General features: G+C 41.2%; 21 protein-coding genes and 2 tRNA genes. 14 read left to right on the top strand and 9 right to left on the bottom strand.

Translation table 11 applies throughout. The annotated features are described in order from the left end of the window. Positions 1 to 97 precede the first annotated feature (97 nt). Positions 98 to 673: a cytochrome b gene (locus tag DS891_RS04540; protein WP_174168975.1), complete on the top strand. Its 576-nt coding sequence runs from the start codon at positions 98 to 100 to the stop codon at positions 671 to 673. A gap of 3 nt (positions 674 to 676) precedes the next feature. After that, complete coding sequence (locus tag DS891_RS04535; protein WP_174168974.1) at positions 677 to 1,249, top strand: YceI family protein; 573 nt, start codon at positions 677 to 679, stop codon at positions 1,247 to 1,249. A 94-nt stretch (positions 1,250 to 1,343) separates the two neighbouring features. On the opposite strand, the gene DS891_RS04530 is transcribed toward DS891_RS04535, so the two are convergent. Further along, positions 1,344 to 2,174 (bottom strand): transporter substrate-binding domain-containing protein, encoded by an 831-nt coding sequence (locus DS891_RS04530; RefSeq protein ID WP_174168973.1) that lies wholly within the window; start codon positions 2,172 to 2,174, stop codon positions 1,344 to 1,346. Between the two features lie 283 nt (positions 2,175 to 2,457). Here DS891_RS04530 and DS891_RS04525 point away from each other — a divergent pair, with 283 nt between their 5' ends. From DS891_RS04525 to DS891_RS04505, 5 genes are all read left to right on the top strand, one after another. After that, positions 2,458 to 3,045 carry a dienelactone hydrolase family protein gene (locus DS891_RS04525; protein WP_102056692.1) on the top strand — a complete coding sequence of 196 codons (588 nt, stop codon included), beginning with the start codon at positions 2,458 to 2,460 and terminating at the stop codon, positions 3,043 to 3,045. Positions 3,046 to 3,114: 69 nt separating this feature from the next. Beyond that, on the top strand, positions 3,115 to 4,092 hold the full coding sequence (locus tag DS891_RS04520; protein ID WP_174168972.1) for an acetoacetate decarboxylase: 978 nt from the start codon (positions 3,115 to 3,117) through the stop codon (positions 4,090 to 4,092). 114 nt (positions 4,093 to 4,206) lie between these two features. Further along, the gene (locus DS891_RS04515; RefSeq protein ID WP_174168971.1) at positions 4,207 to 6,447 is read left to right on the top strand and encodes an NAD(P)-binding protein; all 2,241 of its coding nucleotides are present in this window, start codon (positions 4,207 to 4,209) and stop codon (positions 6,445 to 6,447) included. A 250-nt stretch (positions 6,448 to 6,697) separates the two neighbouring features. Continuing rightward, a complete protein-coding gene (locus tag DS891_RS04510) occupies positions 6,698 to 8,938 on the top strand; it encodes a TonB-dependent receptor (protein ID WP_174168970.1) in 2,241 nt (746 codons plus the stop codon). Between the two features lie 102 nt (positions 8,939 to 9,040). Continuing rightward, positions 9,041 to 11,722 (top strand): ATP-binding protein, encoded by a 2,682-nt coding sequence (locus DS891_RS04505; RefSeq protein WP_102056696.1) that lies wholly within the window; start codon positions 9,041 to 9,043, stop codon positions 11,720 to 11,722. 65 nt (positions 11,723 to 11,787) lie between these two features. On the opposite strand, the gene DS891_RS04500 is transcribed toward DS891_RS04505, so the two are convergent. Then, positions 11,788 to 12,624 (bottom strand): hypothetical protein, encoded by an 837-nt coding sequence (locus tag DS891_RS04500; protein ID WP_174168969.1) that lies wholly within the window; start codon positions 12,622 to 12,624, stop codon positions 11,788 to 11,790. Between the two features lie 134 nt (positions 12,625 to 12,758). On the opposite strand from DS891_RS04500, the gene DS891_RS04495 reads away from it, so the two are divergent. Genes DS891_RS04495 through DS891_RS04485 form a run of 3 tightly spaced genes read left to right on the top strand, consistent with a single transcriptional unit; the run spans position 12,759 to position 14,608 of the window. Further along, entirely contained in the window at positions 12,759 to 13,148 is a 390-nt protein-coding gene (locus tag DS891_RS04495) for a hypothetical protein (protein ID WP_010604606.1), read from the top strand. After that, positions 13,130 to 14,122, top strand: a complete 993-nt coding sequence (locus DS891_RS04490) for an NAD(P)H-quinone oxidoreductase (RefSeq protein WP_174168968.1) — start codon at positions 13,130 to 13,132, stop codon at positions 14,120 to 14,122. The genes DS891_RS04495 and DS891_RS04490 overlap by 19 nt, the downstream gene beginning before the upstream one ends. A gap of 57 nt (positions 14,123 to 14,179) precedes the next feature. Beyond that, positions 14,180 to 14,608 (top strand): GNAT family N-acetyltransferase, encoded by a 429-nt coding sequence (locus tag DS891_RS04485; protein WP_174168967.1) that lies wholly within the window; start codon positions 14,180 to 14,182, stop codon positions 14,606 to 14,608. A gap of 291 nt (positions 14,609 to 14,899) precedes the next feature. Here DS891_RS04485 and DS891_RS04480 read toward each other — a convergent pair. The 4 genes from DS891_RS04480 to DS891_RS04465 form a co-directional block, all read right to left on the bottom strand. After that, positions 14,900 to 14,976, bottom strand: a tRNA-Val gene (locus DS891_RS04480). A gap of 11 nt (positions 14,977 to 14,987) precedes the next feature. Beyond that, positions 14,988 to 15,064: transfer RNA gene (locus tag DS891_RS04475), tRNA-Val, on the bottom strand. Positions 15,065 to 15,188: 124 nt separating this feature from the next. Then, complete coding sequence (locus DS891_RS04470; protein ID WP_174168966.1) at positions 15,189 to 16,184, bottom strand: DUF3080 family protein; 996 nt, start codon at positions 16,182 to 16,184, stop codon at positions 15,189 to 15,191. Next, positions 16,159 to 17,517, bottom strand: coding sequence for an MATE family efflux transporter (locus DS891_RS04465; protein ID WP_174168965.1), 1,359 nt, complete (start codon positions 17,515 to 17,517; stop codon positions 16,159 to 16,161). Before DS891_RS04465 ends, DS891_RS04470 begins: the two co-directional genes overlap by 26 nt. 175 nt (positions 17,518 to 17,692) lie before the next feature. Here DS891_RS04465 and DS891_RS04460 point away from each other — a divergent pair, with 175 nt between their 5' ends. Beyond that, positions 17,693 to 18,334 (top strand): riboflavin synthase, encoded by a 642-nt coding sequence (locus tag DS891_RS04460; RefSeq protein WP_010604611.1) that lies wholly within the window; start codon positions 17,693 to 17,695, stop codon positions 18,332 to 18,334. A 124-nt stretch (positions 18,335 to 18,458) separates the two neighbouring features. On the opposite strand, the gene DS891_RS04455 is transcribed toward DS891_RS04460, so the two are convergent. After that, positions 18,459 to 18,662, bottom strand: a complete 204-nt coding sequence (locus tag DS891_RS04455; protein WP_010604612.1) for a CPXCG motif-containing cysteine-rich protein — start codon at positions 18,660 to 18,662, stop codon at positions 18,459 to 18,461. Positions 18,663 to 18,732: 70 nt separating this feature from the next. Next, complete coding sequence (locus tag DS891_RS04450; protein ID WP_010604613.1) at positions 18,733 to 19,587, bottom strand: fructosamine kinase family protein; 855 nt, start codon at positions 19,585 to 19,587, stop codon at positions 18,733 to 18,735. A gap of 125 nt (positions 19,588 to 19,712) precedes the next feature. On the opposite strand from DS891_RS04450, the gene DS891_RS04445 reads away from it, so the two are divergent. Beyond that, positions 19,713 to 20,405 (top strand): DUF445 domain-containing protein, encoded by a 693-nt coding sequence (locus DS891_RS04445; protein ID WP_174168964.1) that lies wholly within the window; start codon positions 19,713 to 19,715, stop codon positions 20,403 to 20,405. 70 nt (positions 20,406 to 20,475) lie between these two features. Here the strand turns inward: DS891_RS04445 and DS891_RS04440 are convergent, their stop codons facing one another. Continuing rightward, positions 20,476 to 20,820 (bottom strand): DUF3718 domain-containing protein, encoded by a 345-nt coding sequence (locus tag DS891_RS04440; RefSeq protein WP_010604615.1) that lies wholly within the window; start codon positions 20,818 to 20,820, stop codon positions 20,476 to 20,478. A 443-nt stretch (positions 20,821 to 21,263) separates the two neighbouring features. Here DS891_RS04440 and DS891_RS04435 point away from each other — a divergent pair, with 443 nt between their 5' ends. Together DS891_RS04435 and DS891_RS04430 are read left to right on the top strand one after the other, a co-directional pair. Then, a complete protein-coding gene (locus DS891_RS04435) occupies positions 21,264 to 22,646 on the top strand; it encodes an amidohydrolase (RefSeq protein ID WP_010604616.1) in 1,383 nt (460 codons plus the stop codon). 12 nt (positions 22,647 to 22,658) lie between these two features. Further along, complete coding sequence (locus DS891_RS04430) at positions 22,659 to 23,888, top strand: amidohydrolase family protein (RefSeq protein WP_174168963.1); 1,230 nt, start codon at positions 22,659 to 22,661, stop codon at positions 23,886 to 23,888. Positions 23,889 to 24,037 lie beyond the last annotated feature (149 nt).

Here is a 24,037-nt window from a genome sequence, read left to right as displayed (position 1 = left end):
TATATGCACAATCTAACGCTAAATTTATGGCTTTCTCTCTGAACTTTTAGCATATAAGCTTACTCTTATTGAGAATGAGTTTTATTAGCTGAATATTATGTTTAAAAATACATCGCAACACTATGGTTTGTTAGCCATCATCTTTCACTGGGTTAGCGCGCTTGCGGTATTTGGCATGTTTGGTCTCGGGTTGTACATGGTTGAACTCAGTTATTACGATCCTTTCTACCGTGATGGCTTACATATTCACAAAAGCATAGGAATACTGCTAGCAGCTTTGATAGTACTTAGACTGATTTGGAAGGTTACTAACCCTAGCGTGAAACCCGAAAGCGAAGCCACTCCCATGGACAAATTGCAAAACACAATAGCACATGTCGTTCACGTCGTTTTGTATTTAGGTTTGTTTGGGCTGTTTGTCACAGGTTACTTAATTTCTACCTCAGATGGTAGAGCAATAGAGGTGTTCAACTGGTTTTCTGTTCCAGGTATTGGGGAGCTGTTTGATGAACAAAGTGATATTGCAGGCACTGTGCATTTATATATTGCTTGGGGGCTCATTGGATTAGTGGCGCTGCACATTGTGGGAGCGCTAAAACACCACTTTATTAATAAAGATCGTACCTTAGTTCGAATGCTCAAGGTACCAAACGCTACAAAAGTTGAGGATTAAAACATGAAAAAAACAATCATTGCATTAAGCATGGCAGCTATGACCTTATCGGCCGGAGTAAATGCCGCGGATTATGTAATTGATACTAAAGGTGCACATGCCTTTGTAAACTTTAAAATTAAACATTTAGGATACAGCTGGTTGCATGGTCGATTTAATAGCTTCGAAGGCGACTTCAGCTATGATGCAAAAAACCCAAATGCGTCAAAAATCAATGTAGTGATCGATACTGCTTCTGTTGATTCGAACCATGCAGAGCGTGATAAGCATTTGCGCGGTAATGATTTTTTAAACGTAAAAGCAAACCCAAAGGCGACTTTTAAGAGTAACTCGATTACTTTTAGCGATGATACAAATGCGAAGGTGAAAGGAAGCTTCACACTCAATGGGGTAACAAAGCATATCGAGTTTGATGTTAAAAAAGTGGGTGAAGGTAAAGATCCATGGGGCGGCTACCGAGTTGGCTTTGAAGGTGAAACTCAGTTAAAACTTGCTGATTATGACATCGACTATGATCTAGGCCCTGCATCAACACACGTTACCATTGGTTTGCACTTAGAAGGTATTCGTAAATAATCTCTGCTAGCACCACGTGTTACTACATACGTGGTGCTGCGCTTTACACTCTAGGAGAAGTCCACTTTTCAAATGCAATATTAGTTTTAGAAAGTTAGTTTTTAAAGATACTAGCTAGCTGTGGCTGAAACTGCTCTGGTAACCAACGAGACATAGCCAGTCTAAACTGTTCGTTTTTATGGGCTTGTTTTAACGCTTCGCTAATTGCAGCTATCTGTTCCTTACCAATCGCATTGTTATTACAGCCCGCATATCCAGCTGTTATCTGCGAGGCAATACTCAATCTAACTTGTGTCAATTCATCTTGCTTATCAACATGCAATTTGTGGTAGTGGTGTTCGCTTGGGTATCCAAGTATCACATCGACTCTTTTTTTAAGTAGCATGATAGTCAAACTCTCTAACGTATCTCTTCCTGGTCTTATGAGCACTTGCTTGGAAGGCAAACTCGCCAATAACGCATCAATTTCATGGCCAAACGATCGATTTGCCGCGACACCTACAGTTAGTCCGTGCTCAGTTACGAGTTTTTCCAAATCAATTGCGCTGTTGGTAATGCCAAGTGACTGTGCAACATCTTTCCTTAGTGCGGCAGAGGTTGATAATCCGATAGTGGAATACTCCTCACTAAAAGCGATATGTCTTTGCCGCTCGACTGTTTTATAGAGGGAGATCATACAATATTGGTTGTTGAAATTAGAGAGCTCATGTATGGCCCTAGATGCGGGGAATACTTTATAATTAAAAGTGTAATCGGGCATCTGTTGTTGAATGAGTTTTATCAATAACTCGTCTCGTCCTTGCCCTTCCAAATCGTCAGCAAGGATATAATAAGGCGCGAAATCTATCGCAATCCAAGTTATTTGTTTTGCAAATACAAAACTGGATTGAAAGGCAATGAAGAGGAGTAAGATGATTTTGATCAAATTGGGTCACTCTTGCTGAACTTACAATAAGCTTAGCATTGTTTGCGATGTTGATGATTAAATTAATGTTTATTTAATTTGTATTTAATGTTTACAGAGGTTGGCGGTATGCTAGCTTTAAAAGAAGTTTTAGTTTTGGGTAAAAGCATGCTAGCAAAGCTCAGTTAAGCGATTGAATATAGAGTTTGATTGCAGTGCGTTAATCCAAATATAAGTAGATAAGGCCACATGGCAAGGAAAGTCATAAAAGCCAATAACGATAAATTATTAATAAGGAAAACCTATGGCTATATTAATCGTTACCGATATTTTCGGTCATACGGATCATATTGATCGTTTTGCTAAATCGCTTGGAAGTGACGTGCAGGTGCTTTCACCATTTATAGAAGAACCAAATAGTGTCTCAGAGTCGGATTGTTATGAGCTGTTTTTGGCTCAGTGTGGTCATCGTTTATATGCTGATAAAATATCAGCAGCGATTTCTGAATACAAACCAAAACTTATTATTGGCTTTAGTGCAGGCGGGGCTGCTGCGTGGGTTGCATTGTCTGAACAAGGTGCATCTCACTCTGTCGAGCAACTTATTGCATTTTATCCCAGCCAAATACGTAACCATCTAAATATTAAGCCCAGCTGCGATGTGTCTATCTTCTTTGCTCAAGTTGAATCTCATTTTGACGTTGAGCCCGTCATTGAGCAGTTAAAAGATAAAAAAGGGTTGAATTGTATCCGAACGCGGTATTTACACGGTTTTATGAACAAGCTTTCGGGTAACTATGACGAGTACGCATACTCGCATTATCAGTATTTTTGCCAGCGAGAAGCGCGTAACTATTTTGAGGTTGTGCAACAAGAAGCGGAGTTTTCATAACAACATACGCAAAAGCGGCTTGAGCGAACTACACTAAACACTAACTTATCATACTTTAAGGAGTGAAAGATGTATCCAGAGTTGCCTGATTATCAACATTTTTATAGTAATCCGATCGCCAAACCTCCATGCAGAATGCTAAATGCACAAATGTACGGTTTTTTTGTCAAAGGAAAAAAATCAACAATCCAAACCTATGTTGATAAAACGCTTAATTCGGTTTCTAGTAGTGAATTTGTATTCAGGGCCCTAACCGATTGGTGCTTATTGACATTTACAGATATTGAAAATATCGCGTCAAAAGTGCCGCCATTTAGTAACTATGGATATATGCAAGAAACCGATGTCATCATCTGGTTGCCAATTCTGCAAGTCAATCTCGAAACGTTAAAGGCAGAACATCTATATTGGTATCCAGCATTTATCTCGGTCAATAACATTAACGCGCTGATAAATGGTCGAGAAATATGGGGCTACAACAAATATTTATGTCGCTACGAAATGCCTGGTAACTTTGGCGACCCACTGAACTTTTCCCTCTCTCTGGAGACCTTTAAGGAATTTGATCCCAACGTCAAAATGGCATGGCATGAATTGTTATCCATTGAACCTGAGGATGACGGGGAGTCGTGGTTAAAAGAAGTGTTGGAAGTGGGTGAAGAAATTGCTGAGCTTTTCAAAGATTCAGTGTCTGATTTAAACGTCGATAGCCAATTTCTTAAGCAGTTCTTATCGGGGTTTACCCACCCGCAAATGGATCAAATATTATTTAAGCAGTTCCCAGATGGCCATGCCGAGAAGTCTGTATATTCGGCAGTGGTGCATTCCCCTTCAGAGGTGAAGAAAATCCACAAAATTGGTTTTATCAAAGATGATTTAAGCTTGAATCTACAACGAATGGATGCGTTTCCACTCGATAAAATGTTTGGCATTCCATTAGGCAAAAGCGAGGTCAAACTACCTTACTTTGTGAAAATGGACTTCGATCAGGCAGGAGTGGAAGAAATTGTTTCCAGTGCTCAGAGTATGACTAATCTCCATCGTTAGTGTATTTGTGGCATAAAAAACACGATTTTTTACTAAAGCGATATTTGCATGTTTAGTTGTCTTCCTATGTGGCTTTAGATGTTGCTCGTCAACAGGTTAGAAAAAGGAAGGTTTATGAGTAAACAAAAAGTAGCAATACTTGGCGGCGGTGTTTCGGCAATGACTGCTGCGGTATACATGACTGAACAAGACGATTGGCAAGAGCGCTATGATATTACCGTTTATCAGCAAGGTTGGCGCTTGGGGGGCAAAGGGGCGAGTGGTCGTAATGCTGAATACGGCGAACGTATAGAGGAGCACGGTCTTCACGTTTGGTTTGGTGCCTATGTCAATTCTTTTAGGGCAATTGAGACCGTTTATAATAAGCTTGAGCGCTCAAGTGATATCCCCATTCACACTTGGCAACAAGCGCTAAAACCACATAGTTTGGTGGTGTTGCAAGAATATATTGATCAGCAATGGCAAACTTGGTCAGTAGATTTCCCTGAGATCCCAGGTAATCCAGCAGATGGCACACTCGATTTACATTTTTGGCAGATTTTAAAATTACTTGCGGCTTGGCTGCACAAGTGGGTTGATGATTTGGAATGCGAAGTTGAGAAAACCCACAAATCCACACAACTCAAAACAAAAAAAGAAAGAGACAAAACGCTGCTTGCTCACTTGGGACAGGAAGTTAAAAGTTTTTTTGATAGTGTAGAAGAAAAAGCTAGAGCTCTATTTGATGACGCAGAAAACCAAGCCCAAGAGGTCGTATCCACACCAAAGCTGTTAATAACGCAACTTAGTAATTTTCTAACGGTACGTGAAGCTGATCATCGTTTAGAAAATAAGAAAGATCACTTAGTTGTTTGGTATATGGTTCGAAAAATTAGGCGCTGGTTGCAGTCTGAAGTAAATGACTTAATTGATGACAACCCTGTCATTAGACGTCTATATATATGCATAGATTTAGGTGTTGCGATGACCATTGGCATGCTCCGAGACAAAGTCTATTCACGAGGGTTTGGTTATCTTGATCAATACGATTTTAAACAGTGGCTCAAGCGCAATGGCGCAAATGAATTGCTGTCTGTGGAGTCTGCACCAGTCCGCGGCTTTTATGATCTCGTTTTTGGCTATGAGAACGGTGATTTTAAAAAGCCGAATGTTGAAGCTGGAGTTGCGGCTTTGGCCATGCTTAGGATTATGCTGTGTTATCGCGGTGGTGTGATGTGGAAAATGCAAGCGGGAATGGGAGATATTATTTTCTCTCCTATTTATGAGCTGCTCAAACATCGAGGCGTTCAGTTTGCGTTTTTTCATCAGGTTGAATCGTTACACTGTACACAGGATGATGATGGTCATTATGTTGATAGCATTCAATTAATTCAACAGGTTAAACTAAAAGAGACGCAAAGTTACGAGCCTCTGGAATTAGTCAAAGACTTGCCATGTTGGCCAAGCTCGCCACTGTGGCAACAAATTGACCCGCAGCAAGTGGCACTACTTAAAGAACATGAGATTAACCTAGAGTCTTACTGGTCTAATTGGGAGGCGGTTTACCAACAAGCATTTGGACAGAGGTTACCGAGAAAAACACTAAATAAAGGTACTGATTTCGATTTAGTGATTTTTGGGATCTCAGTGGCAAGTCTTGAGCCACTTTGTCAGCAATTATTGGCTAAAGATAACGGCTTAAAGTTGCAAGCTGAAAAGGTCAAAACTGTTGCGACTCAAGCATTACAGTTGTGGCTTACTAAAACTGACAGTGAACTGGGTTTTCACGATCCTTCTGGTAGTAATGAGCCACCAATATTAAGCGCATTTTCTCAACCTTTTGACACTTGGGCCGCGATGTCTAATTTAATTGAGGTTGAAGATTGGCCAAATACACAGCCAAATAACATTGCCTATTTTTGTAGTGCTTTTACCTGCGCAGATTATCCACCTCCGAGCGATCATGAGTTTCCTGAGCGCATGAAAGCTCAGGTAAAAGAAAACGCATTGCAAAAACTTAGATTACAGATGCAGCCACTGTGGCCAGAGGCTTATCATGGTAACGACTTCGACTGGAACGTATTGTTTGATGTTGATAATAACGAAGGTGAAGTTAGGTTCAACACTCAGTATTGGAGGGTGAATGTCGACCCCAGTGAGCGTTATGTGTTAAGTGTTGTTGATAGCAGTCAATTTCGACTGCCTACGGACGGCTGCATATTCAATAACCTCTACATTACTGGAGATTGGATTAAAACCGGTGTCAATGCAGGTTGTGTTGAAGCTGCAGTGATGGCTGGCATGCAAACGAGTAGAGCCATCACCGGATATCCTCAAAGCATTAGTGGAGAATCAGGGTTTGAGCCGTTTAAATAACCGAGTTATTACTCTTTAGGCGCTAAACGAACGCTTGATTTTTGAACCGTTAGTTGTACAACTGTATTAGCTTAACCTATATTCTACGCCCTGCAATTTGCAGGGCTCAAATTCCACCTTGGTATAATTTGTATGTATTATGAACGATAACTTGAACCTTAAAAAGGTAATCGGGTTCATTTGTTTGGGGGTCTTTTTAATTCAGCTATACTGATAGTGCAATTGCATGATATAGCTCGGGATTCAAACTATGCCACATCCAAATGTGCTGTTAAATACGATAACACTAACATTACTCTTAGCAGTCTCGATGGAAGCATCAGCACAAGTCGAAGAAGAAATCGAAGTCATTGAGGTCTACGCTCAAAAAAGAAAGCAATCTATCAATGATGTTGCTATCGCTATTAAACCCATATCCGGACAAGTCATCACTGACGCGGCGCTGAAAGATACGACCGAACTAGGTAGTTTAGTTGCGAATGTAAAAATCAGTCAAAATGCAGCTGAGGGTACGCCCCCTGCGGTCAGCATTCGAGGTGTCGGACTTGTCGATTATAACACGGCTAACACTTCTCCGGTTGGGGTGTATTTAGATGGTATATCTGTTGGGTCTGCGAATAATCAAATCATTAACTTGTTTGATGTTGAACAAGTTGAAGTGTTGAAAGGTCCACAGGGTACACTTTTTGGTAGAAATACCACTGGGGGGGCAATTTTAGTGCGCACGGCGCGCCCAACAGATGGTGATTTTACTTCTGTCAGTGTAGGGGTCGGTTCTGACTCTTTATCAAGAGCTCGTGCGACGCTCAATTATAGCCTAGATCAAAATAGCGCGGTGCGACTTGCAGCTAGCCACAATAACTATGAGTACACAACGTATAACTTACAGCCTGACGCTCCTGAGGCGTATATGGAACAAAATGATGTTCGACTAAGTTATTTTGGCGAGTTTGATAAGTTCAGTGTTTTTGTGAAATTAGATTATGGTCATTGGAATGGACTGGTTCAGCCAGTCGGGAATATCGGATTATTCTCAAACCCTTTGGATGGTTCATTATGTTCTCCAGCCCAAGCGGGCACTAGCAACTGCGTTGATGCGCTTGGCTTTAATATTGGCAGTGACGATTTTTGGGCTGTACGGGTCAATAATTATCAACAACATCACAGTATAAGCAAAGGCGTTACAACAGAGGTCGCGTATGCACTGGATGACCGGTCTCAACTTATTTATCTCGGGGCTTTCAATCGCTTAGATAGGATACATGGATTTAATTGTGATGGAAGTCCATTTTCATTGTGTGAAGGCGAGTTAGGACTTAAAAATGAAAAGCTGGTGAATGAGCTTAGGTTTGAGCAAAGTATGGAGACCGGCTTTCTAACGGTAGGTTTATTTCAACTAGAAGAGCGTATTTATCAAGATAATTTTAATGACTTATTACGTGATTTTAGGGGAACCCCTAATGGTGCAAGTGCGGCGACCTTTTTCTATGATAATGATATTAAAGTAAAATCAATGGCCTTATTTGGTCAATATGAATATGAAGTTAGTGAGCATACAGATGTACTCGTAGGAGTAAGATATAGCGATGAAGATGTGAAGTATGACTCTTTTTCCTATTTAAACGTGCCTTTTGGAGGTAATCTCGCTGGCATTTTAGTTCCTGCCTACGACATTGAGGGAAAAGAGTCCGATAGTAATTTGTCTGGAAAATTGTCGGTTATCCATAAAGTTAAATCGGATAAAAGTGTTTATTATAGTTTATCTAATGGTGTAAAAAGCGGCGGCTATAACGGTGGCTTCCTTATTTCGAAGGATGCCGCGATACAGGCAAGTTATGGCCCTGAAGAACTAATCGCTCATGAAGTAGGCGCTAAGCTGTTATTTAATGACCTTAAACTTCGTACAAACTTGGCTGCTTTTTACTATGATTATAAAGATCAACAGGTATTTATGAATCAGGCTTCAGAAGTACCTGGAGCGCCGCCTTATCAGTTACTTGAAAACGTAGGTAAGTCCAAAATCTATGGTGCTGAGATAGAAAATACTTGGTATCTATCGGAGCAAACTCAGATAGGCTTAGATGTAGGGTATATACCTGAAGCTAACTTTGAGGAGTTTATCGATCCAGTTGGCGTTGTATTGACCGACAATCGTTTACCGTTTACATCCGAATGGAATATCTCTGGGCAAATAAATTATGCATTTAATTGGGATGAAGTTAGTATAAAAAGTAGAATAGCATTTGATTATCAAAGCGAATATTACTTTGACCAAAACGAATCTCCGTATGCTAAGCAACCCAGTTATATGCTTTGGAATGCTAATCTACAGCTGGAGTATAGAGACTGGCAGTTAGGTATTTGGGGTAAAAATCTTCTAGATAAAGAGTATAGCCACCTTAAATTTGACCTGAGTAGTTTTTTGGGAATGTTAGAAGACTTTAAAGGTGAGGGAAGAAGAGTAGGCATGGATGTAACATATCGATTTTGATTTTGCTTAATCACTATACGTATAAGTCACCTGACTTGGGGGTTGAAAACTTGCAGATACAATACCGAATCACAGGTAACTTTACTGAGGTAACAGGCTAGAATGCGTTTACTCCTGATCATTTTCAGCATAATTCTGGTTTCTAGTTTTGCCTATGCAGATCAGGCTGTGTTGAAATTGACGCAGCCTTGGCAATATCAAAATTTACACCATGTTGGAAAGGCTTATGAGGCAAATTCTAGCACAAGATTTCCTCAAAACTGGGCTGAATTGAGTGCGTGGGAATCTATTCATGAACCACTAAAAAACAGAGCGCTGTTTTCTGGTCGTTATTTCTTGGTTACTAAAGTCAGAAATGAAACACCCTTAAATGAATTTGTGCTTTATCCATACAATACGGTATTAAGCAAAGTTGAGTCGAGGATATATACACCGGAAACAGTCTTGCGAGTTTTCTCTGGGGGTAAGGTCGAAAATGAATTTGCATTTCATTATGGCAATCAAGTCACGTTAGAGCCTAGTCAAGATTATTATATCGTTACTCTCTTCGAGAGTGATTTCTTTTACACCCCGGTAAAGTTGACCATTGAGCCTCTTAGAGACTTTCAGCAGGAAGTGGTCTATGAAAATCTTATTATGACGCTTTGTTTTGGTGTCGGCATTGTTTTGGGGCTGTATAACTTATTAATCTACATCGGCTCTAAAGATATCACTCATTTTTATTACGCATTATTCACTTGTGTGTGGGTATTTGCGTGGAGCCATTTTTTTCATATTCCCGACGAGTTATTTGGGTTTTACTCTGCAAACTTACATTGGTTAGGTTTTGCGCTTGCGCCATTAACTAACGCGTTATTTTATATCCATCTTCTAAAACTCAAGGACGTTCATCCAAACTATGTGTCGATTTCTATTTGGCTTGGTGTGATAGCTGCGCTTGGACTACCGTTTTGTATTCTTTTCCCTGGCTTTGGTTTTATTTGGGCGACTTTAGTAACGGGGTTAGCGCTTTGCTTCGGACTATTTGTTGGTATTACGCGTTGGACTGAAGGATTTAAGCCCGCTCGCTATTTTGTAATGGCATATATTGCAATGGCGATCCCCAATATGGTGGGTAATTTAACGAACTTAAGTTTGCTGCCTGAATCGTCGAGTAACTTATATCTTTACGGTCTAATAGGTACTGCGCTTGATGCATTACTGCTGGCCTTCGCAGTTGCGGACAAGTTTAGAATTACCAGTGAAGAAAATATAGAACTCAATAAAAACCTTGAAGCAAAGGTGTTAAAGCGGACCTATGAGTTAGAGCAGGTGGCCTCAGAACTTAGAGATGCTAGTGAGGCAAAAAGTCGATTTTTGGCAAACATGAGTCATGAAATAAGAACACCAATGACGTCAATTATTGGCTATGCCGATGGCATTATGCTCGGAGATATTAAGCCACATGAGCGTAATCACGCTATCTCCGTTATTTTGCAAAACTCGCGTCATGTACTTGGGCTAATTAATGATATTCTGGATATGTCTAAAATTGAGGCCAATAAACTAGAAGTTGAGTTGGTGGAGTCAAACCTTTTTCAAGCGATTGCGCATGTCGATTCATTATTGGGTAAGCAAATTAGAGATAAAGGACTGGAGTTTGCGCTGAATTATCATTTTCCGCTGCCTGATTTTGTGGTTATTGATCCCACTCGTTTGCGACAGATATTACTAAATCTCACATCTAACGCAATGAAGTTCACGACGGTTGGTAAAATCTCGATTGATGTGGCGTGTCAAAACGAGCGTCTCATGATTACAGTGCGAGATACCGGGATAGGAATGACAGCGGACGAGCAAAAAGAATTATTTAGCGCGTTTTATCAAGCTGACTCTTCCACATCAAGGAAATATGGTGGGACAGGGCTTGGACTAAATATCTCCAAAAGCTTAGCGAGAAAGTTAGATGGTGATATTTCGGTAGAAAGTGAGGTAGGCTCAGGTACTGCCTTTACTCTTACTGTTGGCCTATATACCACCGAGAAAACAAAGTGGGTGCAAAGTCTCGCTCAAATTGGTGATGTTCGTGAACAAGGCACAATACCTGATGAAATAAATCAAGAGCTTAAAGGTGAGGTGTTATTAGCTGAAGATAACACAGACAATAGTAAGCTTATTAAGCGTATTTTAGAGCGTATGGGTTTATCTGTGACGGCGGTTGAAAATGGTCAGCTAGCGGTACAGGCGGTACTAGATGGTGATTTCGATTTGATATTAATGGATATCCAAATGCCTGTAATGGATGGTGAGCAGGCGTTTAGCTTTATTCAGGCAACAGGGTGTAGCACGCCTGTGATTGCATTAACTGCCAACACCATGCAGCATGAAATTGAGCGTTACTTAAAACTTGGATTTAGTGATCATCTTGCAAAACCTATTGATAGAGTCGTGTTCAGTCAAAAGGTAGCCTATTATTTGGATATCCAAGTCGACGAGGAAGTTGATCTTCCTGAAGCCGAATTTTATCAGTTAAAACAACAGTATATTTCTGGGCTGCATGAGCAAATCATTCAGATAAAGAATCAAGCTAAGTATCAGGACTACGATGCGTTAGCAAGAACAGTTCATGCGATTAAAGGTACTGCTGCGATGTTTGATTGTATTGATATTCATAAAATTGCAAACGAGTTGGATGTTAAGCTGAAGAATAAACAACTAGAGTGTGTTGAAGTGCAGCTAACTGAGTTACTTGGTGCGATGACAACCGCTATTGAGTCAGAAAAGCAGCAAACCAAACAAGCTTAGGATTCTACGCCTTGTTAATATTTATAGCGGATAGGCGTGATAATGAAAGGATTTTATACAACACCTTATCTTAATGGCTGCAGACTGTAGATTTGAGCCTTACTTAGGTCAGGGAAGTCCTTCCGCTGTTTATAGTTGGCATATAGATTGGAAAATATGGTGGTTTTGGATAGTTTATCTAGACTCGCAATAAATAAACGTCCACTGTTACGGTCTCCCGATATTACACTGCCTTTACAACACTGCTGAAATGAGGAGATAAGCGCTCTGATTGTGTTCTTATTGCCCGTATCCTGCAGTGCAATTTCTGCATCTATAAAGAATGCAACCCCACTCCAATAGACTCTTTGTTGTGCGTTTAATGACCACATTTGTTCGCTCACTGTTTTAAGTGCTCCTTTATTCATTCGCGTATTTTTTGCGCCTCGGCTGAGCCCTGAGATTAATCTTGTACGAAACTCTGCAACATTAAAAATATCGTTCTCTAGCATAATGACATTTTGTAAATAGGTAGCAAGCCCCTCTGCAAGCCAGAAATCTGAGTGGTCAAGCAACGGGTGATAAAGGTGAGCAATTTCATGGTACAAGGTCCAATCTTTAATCAACACTCGGCTTGAGGTAAATCGTTTGATTTGGAGTAGAACAGCGTCGGGTTTGCCACGTTGAACCGTGGCCCATGGCACAGGCTCAGATGCGAATAAGCTCGGTTCAATGATAAATGGAAGTGTATCTTGTTGTAATATTCCCAAGGAACGCTCTGTTGCTTTAACACCGTGTTTTAGCCAAGTTTCCACATGTTGTCTATCACTGCCACTGATCCAGCTCTTATATTCGATTTCAATTTCGGTTGCCTGAGTGGATGCAATTAAGCCAAACAACAGTATAAACATTAATAATTTCATTATTTTCTCTACAATGGTTACTTTGTAAATAGACCTGAGAACGCATTATTTCATTCTTGATGTTGAGATTATCTCAACTGACCTGGTTGGGTGATTGTGTAAAACTGAATAAAACAACGTTAAAGGGAAATAAGATGAAAGTCACCGCACTTAGTTTATTGTTATTGAGTCCAATTGCTTTGGCAAACCCACTTTTAGGTACTTGGGAATTTGTTGAGGGAAAATATGCCACCACAGATGGCATTGTATCAGCGCAAGCGCCTAGCTTGACGTCGATAAAGTTAATTACGGAGGCTCACCACAGCTACATTACGCAAAGTGAAGGAAAGTTTAAATACGCTGGTGGAGGGAGTTACAAAATAGAGGGAGATAGATTTATCGAAACCTATGAATATGGAAATGTTACTTCCTTACTTGGTCGAACGATGTCATTCAGCTACAAGATTGATGGTAATTTATGGCATCATGAACTGTATGAAGATGGTAAGTTCGTCGAGAAGGAAGTATGGAAAAAAGTTCAGTGATCCCAAAGAAGATGCGTTATATCAGTCACGCATCTTCTCAGCTTCAAATCCAGTACACCGAAACACCAACATTGAGTGCAAAGCAAGTGCTAATCAAAGTGCATGCGTTTGGGGTTAATAGAGCTGACATTTTGCAAAAACAAGGGAGATACCCTGCGCCTGAGGGTGATAGTGAGATATTGGGTTTGGAAGTGTCTGGAACGATAGTTCAGGTGGCGTCTTCTGAGCTTGAACATTTACTTGGTGATCAAGTGTTCTGTTTAACCTCTGGCGGCGGCTATGCTGAGTACGTGATTGCACAAAGTGAATTACTCATGCCGTTAACCGAAGGCTTGTCATTGAGCTATGCGGCAGGCTTAGCAGAAGTATATCTTACGGCCTATGATGCGATTGTGCGAACTGGGCAGCTAAATTCTAATGGGGTTTTACTATGCCATGGCGGTGCTTCAGGTGTTGGCAGTGCTGCCATAAGGATTGCAAAAAGGCTAGGTGCAACGGTCATTACGACCCAAAGTAGCAAGGAAAAGGCCAAGTACGCAAAGGCTCTGGGGGCGGATTACACTATTAATTATTTAGACTGTGATTTTGCTGAAGAAATGAAAAAGCTTGGTTTGAAAGCAAATGTCATTCTTGATCCAGTCGGTGGTGAATACCTCAGAGCGAACCTAAGAGTTGCAGCAATGGATTGTCACTGTGTGATGCTCGCTATGCTAGGCGGAAGATATACAGAACTAGACTTTGCCAAGTTACTCGCGAAAAGGTTTAACTTGCACGGAAGTACGTTGAGAAACCGCTCATTGGACTATAAAACGGAATTAGTGAAAGATTTTCTGAATGAGTTTGGCTCGGACCTGCCGGATCAGACAATGAAGATACCAATATATAAGGAGTTATATTGGGATGAAATTGAGCAAGCCCACGATATTCTCGAACACAACCAGAACCTCGGGAAGGTGATAGTTAGAGTTAGTTGACTGTTTATTTATACAGTTGTTGTGCTATCACTCTTAGTGATTAGAGGAGTGATTATTTTGACGTTCAAAATTGAAGAGAAAGTACCTTGCCCAGAGGAATATTGTGATTTGCGAATAGCCGCTGGATTATCTGCAAAATCTCTAGAAGCAGCCACAAGGGGACTACCTAACTCATTATATGGGGTTGCAATTCGACATAACGAACAACTTGTGGCAATGGGCCGGGTGGTTGGAGACGGAGGTTGCAATTTTGAAATTGTCGATGTTGCCGACAATCCGCTTTATCAAGGGCAGGGATTAGGGCGTACAGTAATGGAATATATTGATGGTTACTTAGCATCAAATGTTTTGCCGGGCTCGTATGTTTCAATGATTGCAGACGAACCAGCCTTTTACGAGAAACTGGGTTATCGCTTAGTAGCTCCAGCGAGTCAAGGAATGACAAAGAAGTTCACAGTAGGCTCCATTAAAAGCTCTAAAGTTTGAATTTTCAACTTTTTTCTTGGTAGATTAAGAAATAGCGATAGATATAGATAACTTTTGAAGGGTTGCAACTGAGTGGATCCGAATTATCGAGCTTTGGCACGGGTTATAGAGAGTAGGTAGTGCTTTTTCTTTATTTTAATTAGATCTAAGGTTGGTACAACCGAGTGGATCCGAATTATCGACCCTTGGCACGGGTTATAGAGAGTAGGTAGTGCTTTTCTTTATTTGAATTAGATCTAAGGTTGGTACAATCGAATGGATTCTTATTAGATAAGACTGAATATTTAGGAGTGGTACAACCGAGTGGATTCGAACCACCGACCCCTACCATGTCAAGGTAGTGCTCTAACCAACTGAGCTACGGTTGTATTATAAGATTTGGTACGACCGAGTGGATTCGAACCACCGACCCCTACCATGTCAAGGTAGTGCTCTAACCAACTGAGCTACGGTCGTACAATAACATTCGTTTATTAATTGTTTTCAGGTCTGTGCCTGTCAACGCGTTGTAATATATAGTGACTCAGCTAACGGATCAAGCGGCTTTCAGTAATTTTTTGATTGTTTGCCTTTTTTTTGTTCATACTGGAGGGATTTCACACAGCTCGTAAAATTTTTGCCACCATTTTACATGTGCTTTCGCAGAATCTTTAAGGTTATCCAAGTGTTGATGAAGCGTGAGCGGATCGGCAAGGTTATTATTTTGATACAATAGGTGAATAGGCTGCCAGGCAGCGATCAACTCTTCCGTAGAAAGAGATAGCATTGCCTGATACGGCTGAAGAATGGATAAATAATACTTGTTGAAGATATTGTTTATGATCTGTGCCTGCTTTTTATTTCCGCTGCTTTTGCAAATGCCATCTTTTAGCCTAAGTTGTTGTAATTGGCGTGTAGTCGCATTATTCAGCTGAGTCTGTTTACGAACGCTCGTCACCAAAGATGAGACAAATCGCTGAGAAAGCACTTTTATAGCGGGTGTGAGTGTGGTTGGGTTGAGATTTTCTGGCGTATCCATGTTTATTGCCAGCTCTGCAAGCTCGTTAACGGCCTCTAGCATGTTGCTGTGGGCTGCTGGCAGCTCTAGTGGCACTTCTTCAGCGATTAACAAACTCAAACTTGCCAACTCTCTTTCAAATGTCATCATATGAAGAAAATAGCGTGGAAGCTGTTGATTCTTTTCCTGTACTGCTTGAGTTAATGTTTGTTGCAGCTCGTCGCTCGTGTTTGGGTGCTGAATGCAGTGAGGCGCTTGTTGAATAAATAAGATGTTGTATTTCAAGCGTTCGCTTGGGTAACTTACTTTCCCTAATTGATTATTGTGCGCAGCGATGAGATTTGTGACTTTGCAGTGTCCAGCGGTCGCGATGTCTAACATAGAAATAGTTAGCTCACTTGTCGGCAATGGTACTTTTTGTACCTCCGGATTGTAAAGTGGCGCTGGGAGTACCACCTCTATGTCTGTTGCGCTCGCCAAACGTTGTTGATATTCAACGGCAATATCGGTCGGCTGCTTGCTGCAACCGACCAAAGTAAAAAGTAATAGCGTACTAGCTATTCGCTTGACTAATCTCAAATTTCACCCGTTTGTTTACGCATGTCACCAATAATACAGCCGCCGTACTCAAGCCAATAATAATACCAATCCAGAAGCCTTGAGGACCCATCGCAGGCATTATTAAATCGGTCTTTGCTAATACATAGCCTAATGAAAACCCAATTAGCCAATATGATACAAAGGTAACCCAAGATATTGGCTTAGTATATTTTAGCCCCCTTAACACACCATTTGCCGAGACTTGTAATGCATCGGGCAATTGATACAAACAAGCCAGCACCATAATGCTGGTTGCAAGAGCGGCTACTTCAGTATTGTTGGTATAGAGCCAAACAATCTGATCTCTTCCTATATACGTAATGAGTGCGACAAATAGAGCAATTAAGGTGGCCAAAAGAAACGCGGTATTCACCGAAAGCTTAAGTTGGTCTAAGGCTCCTTGTCCAGTTAGGTTACCGATCCGGATGGCAATAGCCATCGACAAACTTAATGGCATCATAAACAGCATTGTAGTGACGCTAGCTGCGATTTGGTGACCGGATACGGAAATAGGACCTAGATCTGCAATAAATAATGGAATGCACGCAAATAGCGTGACCTCAAAGAAGGTAGCCAACGCAATTGGAAAGCCAAGTGCTGCAACATATTTCATCATAGATAGACTTGGCTTGGTAAAACCGCTAATGAGGGCCTTTCCATCTATGTGTTTACTGTTCAAGCTATACACCCACTGTGCAATTGCCATTGACCAAAGCACGATGGATGTAGCGAGGCCACAGCCCGCACTACCAAGCGCTGGCGCGCCAAATTTACCATAGATAAAAATATAGTTAGCAACGACATTGATACAAAGACCAACAATACTGATGTAAAAAGCAGGCTTTGTTTGGCCAACCCCTTCGGTGACATTGCGGTATACCGTAAAGATCAAAAAGCCCAATAGACCCCATTTCACAAAATCAATATAGCCTTGAGCGAGGGCCTGAACATTCTCACTTGCCCCAATATTTGAAAAAACAATAGAAGTAAAGTTCGCTAAAACCAAACCGACGGTAAAAAGCGCTAAAGCGAGATACAAGCTTTGCTGGAAAAATCGTTTGATCCCTGCGGGGTCATTAGCACCATGGCAATGCGCAACAATACTCGTAAGTGCAAGTAAGATCCCTTGTAAACTAAAAATCAAAGGGTTCCAAACACCCGTAGCAATAGAAAGAGCAGCTAAGTCTTCAGCACTGACTTGACCTGCCATCATCGTATCAACGACGGTCATTAAGACTAAAGTAACTTGAGCGAGAAAAACGGGGATCGCAAGTTGAAGCAAGCGCCTGGCTTCCCAAGTTGAAAAATTCATGGTGAGATACTACTTAAGGCGTAAAAACGTTAGTTTATTTTAGTGCTTTGTTTTTAGCAAAATTTTGCGGCTAGCAGTCGCAACTATTTTTATCTAGTCGAATATTCAATACAAATTAAGTACATCTCTTAGTGCGATTTCGCTACAATCTCAAGGATAAATTAAGAGGGTAGATATGTTTACAGGAATTGTTCAAACAAAAGCGACGGTGGTGTCGGCGAAGCAGGTCGATAATATTTTAAAATTAGTTATTTCTGTTGGTGCTGAATACCTCGATAAGCTGACCTTGGGTGCGAGCATAGCAATTAACGGATGCTGCCTAACGGTGGTGCACTTCGAACAGCCAGAAAATGACGTGGTAGGGCAAGTTTGCTTTGATGTGATTGATGAAACATTGAGACTCACTAATCTAGGTGAAGTACAAAGAGGGTCACAGGTAAACTTTGAGCGCTCGATGACATTTGGTACAGAACTCGGCGGTCATATAATTTCAGGGCACATTCAAACAAGCGCGAATATCAGTGAAATACATCGCAACGAAGGCAACTGTAGGATGCATGTAGCATTGTCAGAAACGTGGCATAAGTATGTTATGTACAAAGGCTTTATTGCGGTAAATGGTGCGAGTTTGACTGTGGGTGAGCTTGATCACACCGGCTTTTGGTTACACCTAATACCTGAAACGCTGGCGCTTACCAATTTGGGTACGATGCGTGTGGGAGATACTGTGAATATAGAGGTTGACCAACAAACCTATACGATTATTAATACCGTTGAAAACTACATGAAGAAGCAAACTCTATTGAAGCACAACTAGTACCTTGCCCGAGTAACGCCCTTTACCTCTATTTGCAGGTACCAAAAGCATTAGCTAAGGTTGTGTCAACTTGATAAGCCGCTCGCAAATGAGCTGCCCGTAATCTATAGGGCTTCTGCTTTGATTAAAACACTTGTTCGTCGTCGCTATCAACCCTAAGTTCAAGCTTATTGTGCAGTTGGTCTAAGTGCATATTTAGGTGTATTGGATTGCAACAAGCAGCACAGTCTTCGTAGTAGTCCTGATCGCCTTCACTTGTATCAAGATTGACAAAAATATGATGTCCACAATGCGGACATTCAATACGTTGTTGATATAGGTTTTTCATTGGCCCTCCACCTGAATTGGCCAAACTAAATACCTTTTAACTATAGCGCATTGTGACGAAAATATGGCAGTTATTTGAGCAGGGCTTGCACTTGTTCTGCCGCATCCCGTATGTACTTGCCAGCAAACAAGTTTGCCTGCACCAGAAGAGGATATAAGCGATAAATGTCTAAACGCTCAGGTGAATTTTCTGCGAGTGGATAGATAGACTCGTAACCACGATAGAAGTCATCTGGTAGTGGAGCGAATAACGAAGCCATCGCAATATCAACTTCTCTATCACCATAATAGCAAGCAGGGGAAAATAGCACGGGTTTTTGATGGCTAAAGCCAATGTTACCATGCCAAAAATTACCGTGAACCAGAGACGGTTGAACTTGGTGCGGAAGAAGTGGCTTAAGCTGCTCCACAAATGTGTCGATATCAGTGAGGATAATCCCTTTTTCAGCGAGCAGTTGTAGTTGCCAACCAATTCTTTCCTCAGCAAAAAAAACTTCCCATTTTTTGTGCCATTGATTTGGTTGCGGCAGCTCATGAATGTAATTGTCTTCTTCTAGGCCGTACATTTCCTGTTCATGACGTTGGTGCATTTTAGCAAGGCTTTGACCGCACTCAAGCCAGTTTTCATTGCGATGATCTAGTTCTAACCATTCCAGTACAATAAAACAAAATTCAACACTCGTACCCAGTGTTATTGTATCGGCCACGAGGAAATCAGAGTCGCGAATAAGCTTTTCACGATTAGATGCTTCACACTCAAATCGCTCTAAAGCTTGAATAGGAGCTACTTTGACCAAAAATTGATGGGTATCGTCTGCAATCTTATAAAGTTTTTTAGACCCATAACTTTTTAAGGTTTTTTTCGAAGAAAACTCAAAAGCGTCATGGAGAGATTCAGAGATTTGTTGGTTGACTTTGTTCCACATAAGTTAGATCCAACATATTCACTTACTCTAAAATATGGTTGAAATTCTCAAGATCACAAATACTTGAGGCCTTTTTCTAAAAAAAATAAAATATCATGTCTGTCATTTTATCCAAGGGAAGTACATTGAATAAAAATATCATCACCAATCTACTGGCGATACTGCTAACCGGTACTGGCTTCGCACTGGAAAACGATGTGTTGTTTTCGGTTGGATTGTTTGCACTATCTGGTGCAATGACGAATTGGTTAGCGGTACATATGTTATTTGAGAAAGTGCCTTTCCTCTACGGTTCAGGGGTTATTACGCTCAAATTCGAGTCGTTTAAAACGTCGATTCGAGAGCTCATCTTGAGCGAGTTCTTTAGTAAAGAAAAACTAGAAAAGTTTCTCGGCAAGGAGCACCCAAAGTTTGACTTGGCACCTATCGCTAATAAAGTCGATTTAAATCCTGCGTTCGACCGTTTGTTAAGTGTGATTGAGGCGTCTCAATTTGGCGCGATGTTACAGATGTTTGGTGGGACTGAAGCTGTACAACCGTTGCGAGAACCATTTATAGAGAAAATGCGATTAGCAATAGTTGAGCTTGGTGAACAGCCAGAGTTTGATGCTGCAATTGGTGAGTCACTCAGTAGTGGCCTACTTGGCGATGATTTACATCAAACCATTGAAAAAGCGGTAGATGAGCGACTTAATGAGCTAACGCCGCAAATGGTAAAGGAAATTGTACAAACCATGATTAAGACTCACTTAGGTTGGTTAGTTGTGTGGGGTGGGGTTTTCGGTGGTCTATTTGGGTTGTTGGCTGCAATCGTATAGTTGAACAGAGAAAAAGGCGTAGTCAGGGATTGCTACGCCTTGCTTGCTGTTTACAAACATGTCGACATGACTACTTTGAACCTGAGACAAAAATAGTCTTTTGGTCTACTTGAGCGATGTCTTTGATGCTGGTCCGTGTACTGCTGTCTACACCGAGGAAATCAGCGGCTTTGTTGAATCCATAGGTGGCTGCAAATTTACCGATTGGCATATCATTACAGTGTAGTTTTTCCTCGACAACTCGTTTTTTGAGGTGATTATCTTTAATGGTGTGGAACAGGTGGATTCTATTGTCTTTGACAACCGACATACAAACTTTGGTGGCTCTGCTATCATCCGCAGCAACAAAATCTGCTGCAGAAGCTGTTCCTACTACTAAAAGCGAGGTTGCACATACTAAATTTAACAGTTTCATGATTAGCTCCTTGGCTATCTCTAGGACACGTTATTAGTATTGCGAAAGTTTTCATGTAATGCTGTAAACCAAGTAATTCTGAATGTAATAGAGTATGTCAAATGTGTACCAGAATTCTAACTGCATGTAAAATATTGGATTATTTTATTTCTGAAGATACAGATAGTTGAAACTTTTTTTGCTATAAAATACTATTATCGATAATTTAACACCTCATTCTTACATTTACCTCTCATCTGCTACTTGTGTGTCAAAACGTGTCAATATAGATGCTAATTTACATTTTGTAATGGCAGCTAAGCCTTTTCAAATTACTCACTGATGACAACATGCGTTATAATATCTGGACGTTCGTCGTAATTACTTGTGACTGAAGCTCATAAATGCGTAAAGTGCGATGGCATGAGTTAAAGTCACAAAAAAAACAATAGAGATGACAAAAAATGTATAAATTTGCTCCCTCCATAGTCGTAGCTGGCATTGCCGCAGCTTTGATGGGCTGTCAGGATAATGGCCCACAAAAAGAAAAAGTTACCATAGAGAAAAACCCATACCCAAGTACTTACAAGCCTGTACCTTCTCAATCAACCCTAATCACTAATGCAACCGTTCTGACCGGAACCGGTGAAAAGATAGAACAAGGTGATGTATTTATTGTTGACGGTAAAATCAAGCAAGTTGGTAAAGACCTATCTGTCACGGCAGATATTACCATTGATGCTGAAGGTAAATGGGTAACTCCTGGCATCATCGATGTACACTCTCATTTAGGGGCTTACCCCAGCCCAAGCGTAGAATCGCACAGTGATGGTAATGAAATGATTAATCCTAATACTTCACAAGTATGGGTTGAGCATTCTGTATGGCCGCAAGATCCTGGCTTTAACCGAGCTAGAGAAGGGGGGATCACCACGCTACAAATCTTACCTGGCTCTGCAAACCTATTTGGTGGTCGTGGTGTTACCTTAAAGAATGTGCCAGCACCAACAATGCAAGCAATGAAATTCCCAGATGCGCCATATGGATTAAAGATGGCATGTGGTGAGAATCCAAAGCGTGTATATGGCTCCAAAGGTGTTGCCCCTTATACTCGCATGGGTAACATGGCAGGATACCGTGAAGCTTGGATTGAAGCTGGTGAATATAAGCGCGCTTGGGAACAGTACGAAGCCGAATATGCTGCTGGCTTGAATCCGGATGCACCAAAACGTGATATCAAGTTCGATACGCTTCGCGGTGTGCTAGATGGTGAAATCTTGATTCATAACCATTGTTACAAAGCCGAAGAAATGGCAATGATGATCGACTTGTCTAAAGAGTTTGGTTATCACGCAGGGACCTTCCACCACGGTATTGAAGCATACAAGATTGCAGATCTGTTAGGTGAAAACGGTAACTGTGCTGCGCTGTGGCCAGATTGGTGGGGCTTTAAGATGGAAGCCTATGATATGGTTCAGGAAAACGTTGCAATTGTCGATGCAGTGAAAAACTCATGTGCAATTGTTCATTCGGATTCAGATACCACAATTCAACGCTTGAATCATGAAGCCGCAAAAGTGATGAACACGGCTAACCAGTCTGGCTTTAACATCAACGAACAGCATGCAATTAAATGGATCACCTCGAACGCTGCTAAATCGTTAGGCATTCAGGATAAAACAGGATCGCTTGAGCAAGGCAAACAAGCCGATGTAGTAATTTGGAACACCAACCCGTTTAGCGTGTACTCTCGTGCAGAGCAGGTCTTTGTGGATGGTGGTAAAGTCTATGATCGTCACGATGAAAAATATCAAGCGGTTAGTGATTTTATGTTAGGTCAAAAGTAAGGAGTTGATGAGATGAAAACCATGAAACTAACCATGATCACTAGCGCATTGCTAGCTCACTCTGTTGCTTTTGCCAATGTTACCGCAATTACTAATGCAACGATCCATACCGCGACAGATGCTGGCGTACTTGAAGGTGCGACCTTAGTTATCGAAAACGGTAAAATAAAAGCGATTAACCCAGATAACGTGACTGCTGATGTAACGATTGATGCCAGCGGTAAGGTTGTGACTCCAGGTTTTATCGGCTCAATGAACCAACTTGGTTTAGTTGAAGTTGGTGCTGTTGCTGCTTCTCGTGATGCAGGCGATGACGATGCCGGAGTAGATTTTGATGCAAGCACCGCATTTAATCCACGTAGTAGCTTAATTGCCTATGCAAGAAAAGGCGGTGTAACGCAAAATTTTGTTGCACCTTGGGGTGGTAAAAGTGAGTTTGCAGGGCTTGGTTTTGTTGTTGACTTATCTGGTGAATTTAACAGTGTGACCGACAAGCAAACAGCGTTAATTATTCATCTGGGTGCCAAAAGCAAAGGGTCTCGTGCAAAAGCGTTAGATAACGTTGTTAAAAAGTTTGAAGCACAGCAAGAAAAGCTTGCTAAGAAAGACAAAAAAGACGAGGGAAAACCGAGTTCAGAAGAACAAGTGTTAACTCAAGTGCTTGCGGGTGATATGCCTGTGATTGCGACGCTTTCAAGAGCGTCGGATATTCTTGAAGCGATTAAGCTAAAAGAAAAGTTTGGTTTAGATCTGATTATTCAGGGGGCAGATGATGCGGTAGTGGTCGCTGAGCAATTAGCTGAGGCGAAAGTACCAGTTATTTTGAGTGCGGTATCAAACCTACCAGCTAGCTTTGACTCAATGCATGCAAGTCTAGATAACGCAGGTAAGCTTGAGAAAGCAGGTGTCAATGTCATCCTGTCAATTGGTGGTGACGGTAGTCATAACGTCTACCAGCTACGTTTTGATGCAGGTATTGCTGTAGCAAATGGCATGAGTCATGAAGGCGCACTTAAGGCGGTTACCGCTAACCCTGCGAAAGCACTGGGCATTGATGGCGGTGTGATTGAAGCAGGTAAACGTGCAGACATCGTAATGTGGAGTGCGGATCCTTTCGAATTCAGCACCACAATCGATAAAATCTGGATCAATGGTGAGGAAGTGTCTACTGAGTCACGCCACGATAAACTAAGAGACAGATATACGACAGATTCTGATATGCCAAGAGCGTATACGAAGTAATGTTTTTATACAGGGCCTCATTTGAGGCCTTTTTTAGTTCGATTTGTCCCGTCCTAAATAACCTGAGATTTGGGTAAGGAATGAGCTAACTAATTGTTCTTAAAAATAATTAAATTATTTCCTTATCTAGCCAGTGAGTTTTAGGGATA

Source organism: Pseudoalteromonas sp. JC28 (assembly GCF_013319255.1).
GTDB lineage: Bacteria > Pseudomonadota > Gammaproteobacteria > Enterobacterales > Alteromonadaceae > Pseudoalteromonas.
Note: the sequence above shows the minus strand (reverse complement) of the source record. Positions and strands in the feature narration are given on the sequence as shown.

What these genes read in the sequence shown, in the direction of transcription:
- DS891_RS04540 (WP_174168975.1), top strand. Translation starts at nt 98, where the DNA reads ATGTTTAAAAATACATCGCAACACTATGGTTTGTTAGCCATCATCTTT.
- DS891_RS04535 (WP_174168974.1), top strand. Translation starts at nt 677, where the DNA reads ATGAAAAAAACAATCATTGCATTAAGCATGGCAGCTATGACCTTATCG.
- DS891_RS04525 (WP_102056692.1), top strand. Translation starts at nt 2,458, where the DNA reads ATGGCTATATTAATCGTTACCGATATTTTCGGTCATACGGATCATATT.
- DS891_RS04520 (WP_174168972.1), top strand. Translation starts at nt 3,115, where the DNA reads ATGTATCCAGAGTTGCCTGATTATCAACATTTTTATAGTAATCCGATC.
- DS891_RS04515 (WP_174168971.1), top strand. Translation starts at nt 4,207, where the DNA reads ATGAGTAAACAAAAAGTAGCAATACTTGGCGGCGGTGTTTCGGCAATG.
- DS891_RS04510 (WP_174168970.1), top strand. Translation starts at nt 6,698, where the DNA reads ATGCCACATCCAAATGTGCTGTTAAATACGATAACACTAACATTACTC.
- DS891_RS04505 (WP_102056696.1), top strand. Translation starts at nt 9,041, where the DNA reads ATGCGTTTACTCCTGATCATTTTCAGCATAATTCTGGTTTCTAGTTTT.
- DS891_RS04500 (WP_174168969.1), bottom strand. Translation starts at nt 12,624, where the DNA reads ATGAAATTATTAATGTTTATACTGTTGTTTGGCTTAATTGCATCCACT.
- DS891_RS04495 (WP_010604606.1), top strand. Translation starts at nt 12,759, where the DNA reads ATGAAAGTCACCGCACTTAGTTTATTGTTATTGAGTCCAATTGCTTTG.
- DS891_RS04490 (WP_174168968.1), top strand. Translation starts at nt 13,130, where the DNA reads ATGGAAAAAAGTTCAGTGATCCCAAAGAAGATGCGTTATATCAGTCAC.
- DS891_RS04465 (WP_174168965.1), bottom strand. Translation starts at nt 17,517, where the DNA reads ATGAATTTTTCAACTTGGGAAGCCAGGCGCTTGCTTCAACTTGCGATC.
- DS891_RS04460 (WP_010604611.1), top strand. Translation starts at nt 17,693, where the DNA reads ATGTTTACAGGAATTGTTCAAACAAAAGCGACGGTGGTGTCGGCGAAG.
- DS891_RS04455 (WP_010604612.1), bottom strand. Translation starts at nt 18,662, where the DNA reads ATGAAAAACCTATATCAACAACGTATTGAATGTCCGCATTGTGGACAT.
- DS891_RS04450 (WP_010604613.1), bottom strand. Translation starts at nt 19,587, where the DNA reads ATGTGGAACAAAGTCAACCAACAAATCTCTGAATCTCTCCATGACGCT.
- DS891_RS04440 (WP_010604615.1), bottom strand. Translation starts at nt 20,820, where the DNA reads ATGAAACTGTTAAATTTAGTATGTGCAACCTCGCTTTTAGTAGTAGGA.
- DS891_RS04435 (WP_010604616.1), top strand. Translation starts at nt 21,264, where the DNA reads ATGTATAAATTTGCTCCCTCCATAGTCGTAGCTGGCATTGCCGCAGCT.
- DS891_RS04430 (WP_174168963.1), top strand. Translation starts at nt 22,659, where the DNA reads ATGAAAACCATGAAACTAACCATGATCACTAGCGCATTGCTAGCTCAC.